The organism is candidate division Zixibacteria bacterium HGW-Zixibacteria-1 (assembly GCA_002838945.1).
GTDB lineage: Bacteria > Zixibacteria > MSB-5A5 > GN15 > PGXB01 > PGXB01.
The window spans coordinates 17,085-17,739 of record PGXB01000057.1 but is presented as its reverse complement, the minus strand read 5'-3'; the positions used below and the strand labels follow the sequence as shown (position 1 = coordinate 17,739).

Below are 655 nucleotides of genomic sequence, written 5' to 3'. Positions count from 1 at the left end.
ACGCCGTCATTCGAGCCTGGGTTTTAAAAATCCAGTTGACTTCGAACGGGCGGCTACCCTATCTTAACTATGTGTCCATTTTTTTAGGGGAAGACCATACCGTCAAATTCCTTAATTCTTTAAGCGGGGATAGATCGCTTATTTGATTATTAAGTAAAAGCAAATTTGTCAGATTCTCTAATTCTCTAAGCGGGGAAAGATCAATGACTTGATTTCGAAATATAGCTAGTTCTCTTAGATCCTTTAATTCTCTAAGTGGAGAAATATCCCTAATTTGATTTCCAAATATACTTAATTTTCTTAGGTTCTTTAATTCTCCAAGTGGAGAAATATTGCTGAGTAGATTATCAGATAAAATCAATGTTGTTAGATTCTTTGATTCTTTAAGCGTGGAAACATCATGGAGTTTATTGTTATTTAGCCATAGTGTTGTTAACTTCTTTAATTCTTTTAGCGGGGCCAGATCGCTGATTTGATTATAAGATAAATCTAATGTCGTTAACTTCTTTAATTCTTTAAGCGGCGCCAGCTCGCTGATTTGATTTCCAGATAAAAATAATGTTGTTAACTTCTTTAATTCTTTAAGCGGGGCCAGCTCGCTGATTTGATTAGATGATAAATCTAATGTTGTTAACTTCTTTAATTCTTTAAGCGG

General features: G+C 34.2%; 1 protein-coding gene. It reads right to left on the bottom strand.

Annotated elements, in window-relative coordinates; all coding sequences use genetic code 11:
• Positions 1-67: 67 nt before the first annotated feature.
• The coding region (locus tag CVT49_15380; GenBank protein ID PKK82130.1) for a hypothetical protein at positions 68-655 on the bottom strand (588 nt) is incomplete at its 5' end.